We start from the raw sequence: 6,700 nt of genomic DNA, 5'->3' as shown, positions 1-6,700 counted from the left end.
TTATTTAATACACACATTAGGGATCATTCATTGAAGGATTAGAAGACAACGAGGATGGCGAAAAATATGATTACAATAGAAAAGTCGTTCTAAACAAATCAGTTCCTAGTATCACACAACGCAAGCCAGTCGATTTGGTGAGATTAGAGGAGTGAAAGCAAACTTTATTATATAAGAAAAAATATTCGAAAGGGATGCTAGTTTAGGTACTAGTGCTGATGAATTAATATTATGCCTCGTAATATTAGGCGTAGTTACTCTAGAGACATCACTATGGACTATGATTTGTCTCAGAGTCACAACATGTTTTTTTATGAAAAGAAACAGCTAAAATAATTAAATTGCGCAATGTTTAAACTTTCTTAAACTATAACCTAATAAATGTGAAGAAATAATGCACAATTTCTTCACATTTATCTTCTATTCTATATACATACCAACCAACAACCCTATATACTTTTTCATTTTTACTCCTCAAGTAAAAATAACTCCTAGACCGCGGCTACCCACCGCGGTCGTTTTTTTATTCTTCAATCAAAATCGCTTTGATACCCAAACCTGCCAAGATTCGGGCAGAAGTATAAGTATTCAATCCTCTTCTGAAAGTAATGTAAACTTTTTTATCTTTTGGGATTTCATTGATTCGATCTCGTAACTCATTCATTGGAATATTTTTTGTTGCCGAGATATTGCCAGAAGGTGCTTTATTAGGTTCACGTATATCTAAAAAGAACGCTTCTTTCAAATCGTTTTCGGGTATATCACTTGCTTTGATCGTTTCTACGATATTCGTCATTTGATTGATTGCGACATAACCAGCTATATTCAACGGATCACGGGTAGTAGAATACGGTGGAGAGTAAGGCAACTCCAAATCGGGCAAATCAAAGACTGTCAAGTTTCCGGTGATCGCTACAGAAAGTTCTCCCATCCGTTTATCGACACCTTTTTCTCCAAATGCTTGTCCACCTAAAATACGACCGCTATCTGCATCAAAAATCAGCTTTAGATTTAATCTTGTAGCTTCTGGATAGAAATAGGCATGGTCAAAAGGAGTGATAAAAACAGTTTTATAATTTGTTATGCCTGATGCTTTTAATGCATGTTCTGTCATTCCCGCATAACTTGCTGTATGATCAAAGATTTTTGCGACACCTGCACCAATATATCCGCGATAGCGCATAGGCGTACCATTTAAAATATCTGCCAACATGTGTCCTTGACGATTGGCCGCACTGGAAAGCATACTTTGGATCGGCTGACCAGTCACTACACTAGTCGTTTCGATAATATCGCCAATCGCATAGATGTCCGGCAGATTGGTTTGTAACTGGTCATCAACAATGATCTGACCTGTATCTGATAATTGTATGCCGGCTGCTTTCACCACTTCATTATTCGGAGAAACACCAACAGCAAAGATTAGCATATCAGCAGAAAGGACGGAGCCATCTGATAATACTATTTCTCGACCTTTATCACGGATCTCAGTAACTCTTGTTTCTAAATGAACGGCTAATCCTTCTTTCAGCAATTTGTCATAAACTAAATCAGCAATTTCTGGATCATAAGGGAAAGCGACTTGTGGCAATTGATCGATTAAAGTCACGTCTAAGCCGCGATGCTTGAAATTCTCAGCTAATTCCAGACCCATGACACCTGCACCAAGAATGACGACATGTTGTGGATTTTTTTCTTCAAGGAACGATTTGATTCGATCCGCATCCGTCACACTACGGAGGACAAAGCCGTTTTCTGCTTCAAAAACTCCGGGAATATCCGGATAATCTGGTCTAGCACCAGAAGAGATGATCAACTTATCGTAATCTGTTTTTGTTTCTTCATTTGTGGATAGGTCTTTAACTGTTAATCGCTTAGTAGAAGGATCGATTGCTGTTACTTCGTGTTTAGTAAAGACATCGATGTTGTTTTTTGTTTTCAATATTTCTGGTGTACGTTCGATCAGCGAGTCACGGTCAGTGATCACACCTCCTAAATAATAAGGCAAAGCACAACTTGCATAAGAAATATTTTCTCCGCGTTCATAGATAATGATTTCGTGCGCTTCATTCAATCGACGGAAACGAGTGGCAAATGAAGGACCGCCAGCTACACCGCCAATGACAACAACTTTCATAAAAACATCTCCTTTTCTACGTTGATCGTACTATGTTATGGTAAAAAACAGCAAATAATTGTGCCGGAAAATTATTGTTTATTTTGTCAGTAGAGAAAAATAGTAAGAAAAAGAGAAAGGTTTCGCTATGTTTCTGCATAAAAAAGAAAGAGGCTATGACAACAGTGCTGTCACAACCTCTTTCCATTGGCTTTTAATTCTCGTATTCTTCTAATTCCAAGCTTAGTTCTTCCCATTCCGTCAATTTTGTTTCTTGATCTTGTCTAGCAGCTTCTAAATCTTGGTTCAGCTCATTGAGTTTTACGTGATCTTCCAGGTTTTCTGGCGCGACCATTTCTTGTTCCAACTGATTGATCCATTCATCGATCCGCGCCATTTCTTCTTCAACCTGAGTAATTTTTCGTTGAAGGCTACGGATAAGCTTTTGCTGTTCTTTGCTTTGGTAATAGTCAGATTTGTTCGTGGGAGCAGGAGCAGATTCTGGCTCATCTTGTGCCAACAATTCGGCGATTTCTTCTTCTTCCTGCTTTTTCTCTAAATAATAATCATAGTCTCCTAGATAGACTTTGCTGCCATTTTCAGAGAGTTCGACGACTTTTGTCGCGATCCGATTGATGAAATATCGGTCATGGGAAACAAAAAGCAGTGTGCCGTCATAATCGATCAATGCATTTTCTAATACTTCTTTGTTGTCAATATCTAAATGGTTTGTTGGCTCATCCAAAATCAAAAAATTTTCTTTGTTCATCGCTAACTTGGCTAAAGCAACCCGTGCTTTTTCACCGCCACTTAGCAGAGGGATTGGTTTTTCTACATCTTCGCCAGAAAATAAGAAAGCACCTAAAGCACTTCGAATCTCTTTTTCTGGAGTGGTAGGATGCTCATCCCACAATTCTGCTAGGATCGTCTTGTTTGTATGCAGATCAGCTTGACCTTGATCGTAATAGCCGATGGTGACATTTGTCCCTAGCGTTTCTTTTCCACGGATAAAAGGGATCTGGTGAATGATTGATTTCAGCAACGTCGATTTCCCGATACCATTCGGACCTACTAGAGCAATCGCTTCTTGACGACGGATATCTAGATTGATTGGTTCAGATAAGGTGACATTATCATATCCGATAGCGGCATCTTCGATTTGCAAGACTACATTTCCAGAAGGCTTTTCTATACTGAATAGAAAGTTTGCTTGTTTTTCATCCCCTTGAGGACGATCCAGCCGGTCCATTTTTTCTAATGTCTTTCTGCGGCTTTGCGCTCGTTTTGTGGTAGAGGCGCGAACAAGGTTCCGAGCAACGAAGTCTTCTAATTTATGGATTTCTGTTTGCTGCTTTTCATAAGCCTTCCATTCACTTGCTAGCTGTTCTGCTTTCAAATCTAGATATTTCGAATAGTTACCTTTGTAATGGCGCATTTTTCTTCTGCTTAATTCATAGACTTCATTGACTACTTTATCTAAAAAATAACGGTCATGGGAAACAATCAATAATGCACCAGTATAGCTTTGCAGATAATTCTCAAGCCATGAAAGTGTCTCGATATCTAAATGGTTCGTTGGTTCATCTAGAATCAAAATGTCAGGGTGTTGCAAAAGCATGCGAGCTAAAGCTAAACGTGTGCGCTGTCCGCCTGATAAAGTATCGATTTTCTGATCATAAAATGAAGAATCGAATTTAAACCCATGCAATACGGAACGAATTTCATTTTCATAACCATAGCCGTTTCGATCTGAAAAATCGTGTTGCAGCCGGTCGTATTCTTTTAAATAAGAACTATAAGCAGGTGTGTCTGGCGTACCTTCGCTAATGAAAATCTCTAGCTCGCGCATCCGCTCTTCCATTTGTCTAACTTGTTCAAAAGCTTTCAGCATCTCGTTCCAAACTGTTTCATTGGAATCAAGTCCTGTGTCCTGAGCGAGGTATCCGAGAGTCGCTGTTTTATTTTTAGCGATCTTTCCTTCATCAGGTGCTTCAATTCCAGCAATGATCTTTAATAAAGTCGATTTTCCAGCGCCATTTCTGCCAACTAAAGCGACACGAGCGCCTGTACTGATTTCTAAATGTATGTTTTCAAATAAGACTTCTGCACCAAAATGGCGAGCAATCTGATTGGCTTGTAATAATATCATGGAATCCTCTTTTCTACTTTGTGAATTCTCCTCAAATAAAAAACTATTTTTCAATTAGTAGTCTACCATAAATTCCATTATACTGCGAGATTTGCAGAAATGATAAATAAATGAATAAAGAATAAAATTTCACAATATCTGAGCAATGGAATTGATTTTTTCCTATAAATACTGCTATGATGGAGAAATCAAAGATGTAATTAGACAATACGTGGAGGTCATTTCGTGAAAGATCATATTATTCCAAAGGCGACAGCTAAAAGACTGCCTTTGTATTATCGCCATTTAAGGATTTTAAATAATGCTGGAAAGAAAAAAGTGTCTTCAACTGAATTAAGTGAAGCCGTTCAAGTAGATAGTGCAACGATCCGTCGAGATTTTTCTTATTTTGGCGAATTAGGAAAACGTGGGTATGGTTATGATGTAGAAGATCTTATGCACTTTTTTGCAAAGACATTAAACGACGATCAATTGACAAATGTTGCGCTGATCGGTGTAGGGAACTTGGGAAGTGCTTTACTAAAATACAAATTCCATCAAAGTAATAGCATACGTATCAGTTGTGCTTTTGATGTGAATGAGGAAATCGTTGGACGCATCGTAGACGGTATCCCCGTTTATCCAATGGAAGATATGTCAGAACAAATCAAGATCCAACAAATCGAAGTAGCAATTTTAACGATACCCGCTGAAAGAGCACAAGAAGTAGTCAATCAGTTAACGGAAGCAGGAATCAAAGGAATCTTGAACTTTACCGCTGCTCGATTGAATGCTCCGTCAGATGTATTGATCCAAAATGTTGATTTGACGAATGAATTGCAAACCTTGATCTATTTCTTGCATTCTGACGCAAATGTGCATTCCGAAAATACAGCAGAATAAAAATAAAAAGCGATTGAACAAATGAAGGCAAAACTTTCACTTGTTCAATCGCTTTTTTCTGTTTGGACAACGATTATTTTGTTCGGAAGATTTCTTCATAAGAAAGGGAATCATCTTCTGCTGTCAGTTCATCTAGTAGATAACGGATTTTTTTAAAGTCGATGAACCGTGCTTGCCGAAAGACTTCTTTTCCTTGATGAAAAATCAGGACAACTGGCGCAGTCAGCACTTCAAATTTACTAGCTACTTCTGGTGTTTCAAATGCATCCAAATGAAGTGCCGGAATATCATAATGTGTGAGAAGTTCCTCTAGTCGTGGACGAACAGCGTGACAAACACTGCAATTAGGCATCGAAAGATAAATGACGGCAACGGATGACTGTTGCAGTATGTCTTGAACTTCAGTCAAGTTAGTGGTTTGTTTCATTTTTATTCTCCCTTTTATGATAGAAGTGATATGTATGAGACCTTAATTTAATGGGAATAACAGAAAAAGTCAATTGAAGTGCTTTGGTAAAAAATAAGAGTTGTGTAAAAATTTACAGAGCAACTTGTTTTTTTTTGAATAAAAGCGTATATTTGCAAAGCGAATGAACTAGAAATAAAAAGGAGGAAACTCATGTTTTCTTTTATTCCAAATTCGGTTTTGCAGATGAGTACGATTTTCTTATCGATCGTTATTGAAGCATTACCTTTCGTATTATTAGGCTGTCTTATCTCAGGCGCCTTACAAGTATTTTTGACCCCAGAACGTGTGAAGAGATGGCTTCCTGAAAATCGTATCTTCTCTATTTTTACTGGTTCGATCTTAGGATTTTTCTTTCCTTCATGTGAATGCGGCATCGTACCGATCGTTCATCAATTTGTTAAAAAAGGCGTACCAGTTCACACAGCGTTTGCTTTTATGCTGACTGCTCCGATCATCAATCCAATCGTGATTTTTTCCACTTTTATCGCATTTGGCAATTCTTGGCAGATGGCAAGCTGGCGGGTGATAGGCAGCTTTTTTGTTGCCCTTGTGATTGGTGTCTGGCTTGCCTATTTTCAAAAAGACGCTGTATTGAAAGAAAAAATCACGTCTAAAGTAGCAGAAAATCACCATCATCATGTCCATGAAGAAGAACAAAGTGAGAAGAATGAACCAAAAAATCAGCTGATCCATCAAACTGGGCATGTGTTGACACATTCAATCGACGAATTTTTTGATACAGGTCGTTATTTGATTATTGGCGGATTAATCGCAGCTGCGATGCAGACTTATTTACCAACTAGAATTATGCTAACGCTCGGCTCAACAAAGATTTTAGCCATTATCATCATGCTGTTATTGGCCTTTACGATGTCTCTTTGCTCAGAAGCAGATGCGTTTATAGGATCTTCTTTGTTAAGTCTGTTCGGCACAGCACCTGTAGCTGCCTTTTTGGTCTTTGGCCCAATGGTCGATATCAAAAATCTACTGATGATGAAACGATATTTTACAGGACGCTTTATTTTATCGCTGATCGGACTGATTGCCCTTAGCGTTATTGGATTCACATTATTTATTTAGGAGG

5 protein-coding genes are annotated in these 6,700 nt (G+C 38.2%); 2 read left to right on the top strand and 3 right to left on the bottom strand.

Annotation, left to right across the window (positions count from 1 at the left end):
• Positions 1 to 523 precede the first annotated feature (523 nt).
• Both RG571_RS07225 and RG571_RS07220 read right to left on the bottom strand, forming a co-directional pair.
• On the bottom strand, positions 524 to 2,137 hold the full coding sequence (locus tag RG571_RS07225; protein ID WP_002339030.1) for an FAD-dependent oxidoreductase: 1,614 nt from the start codon (positions 2,135 to 2,137) through the stop codon (positions 524 to 526).
• Between the two features lie 193 nt (positions 2,138 to 2,330).
• A complete protein-coding gene (locus RG571_RS07220) occupies positions 2,331 to 4,265 on the bottom strand; it encodes an ABC-F family ATP-binding cassette domain-containing protein (protein ID WP_308947572.1) in 1,935 nt (644 codons plus the stop codon).
• A gap of 225 nt (positions 4,266 to 4,490) precedes the next feature.
• Here RG571_RS07220 and RG571_RS07215 point away from each other — a divergent pair, with 225 nt between their 5' ends.
• Positions 4,491 to 5,147, top strand: coding sequence for a redox-sensing transcriptional repressor Rex (locus RG571_RS07215; RefSeq protein ID WP_002339028.1), 657 nt, complete (start codon positions 4,491 to 4,493; stop codon positions 5,145 to 5,147).
• 73 nt (positions 5,148 to 5,220) lie between these two features.
• Here the strand turns inward: RG571_RS07215 and RG571_RS07210 are convergent, their stop codons facing one another.
• Positions 5,221 to 5,574 carry a thioredoxin family protein gene (locus RG571_RS07210; RefSeq protein WP_002287745.1) on the bottom strand — a complete coding sequence of 118 codons (354 nt, stop codon included), beginning with the start codon at positions 5,572 to 5,574 and terminating at the stop codon, positions 5,221 to 5,223.
• Positions 5,575 to 5,766: 192 nt separating this feature from the next.
• Between RG571_RS07210 and RG571_RS07205 the strand changes: the two genes are divergently transcribed.
• Positions 5,767 to 6,696: a permease gene (locus RG571_RS07205; protein ID WP_002287744.1), complete on the top strand. Its 930-nt coding sequence runs from the start codon at positions 5,767 to 5,769 to the stop codon at positions 6,694 to 6,696.
• Positions 6,697 to 6,700 lie beyond the last annotated feature (4 nt).

This window comes from Enterococcus sp. FR204, assembly GCF_031143325.1.
GTDB lineage: Bacteria > Bacillota > Bacilli > Lactobacillales > Enterococcaceae > Enterococcus_B > Enterococcus_B faecium.
The sequence above is the reverse complement of the archived record's forward strand: the minus strand, read 5'-3'. Positions and strand labels throughout refer to the sequence as shown.